General features: G+C 52.5%; 1 protein-coding gene. It reads left to right on the top strand.

Translation table 11 applies throughout. From position 1 onward, the window contains the following. Positions 1-46: 46 nt before the first annotated feature. Positions 47-305, top strand: a 259-nt coding sequence (locus AC2A1E_RS24475) for a helix-turn-helix domain-containing protein (RefSeq protein ID WP_484385919.1), incomplete at its 3' end; no start/stop codon positions are given.

Genomic DNA, 305 nt, shown 5'->3' with positions numbered 1-305 from the left:
GGTAGGTAGTATTTACAACAGAGAGATGTAAAACAGGGAGTAGATTATGGTCATCAAGTCACAAACAACCACGGTAAAAACGACGATGGCCGCCCCTGTTACCAATGAAGAACAGATATTTATGGCTGCGCTGGGCAAGCGCATGACGGAACTCCGCAAGGCTTCTGGCATGACTCAGGCTCAGATGGCGCAGGCGCTGAACGTTTCACAACAGGCCGTACAGTCCTGGGAAGCCGGTCGGCGACGGATACAGATATCCGCACTGCCTGCTGTAGCGAAGCTGCTTGCGGTTTCTCTGGAAGGTT

The organism is Serratia sp. HNCC26DJ206, assembly GCF_057180605.1.
The sequence above is the reverse complement of the archived record's forward strand: the minus strand, read 5'-3'. Positions and strand labels throughout refer to the sequence as shown.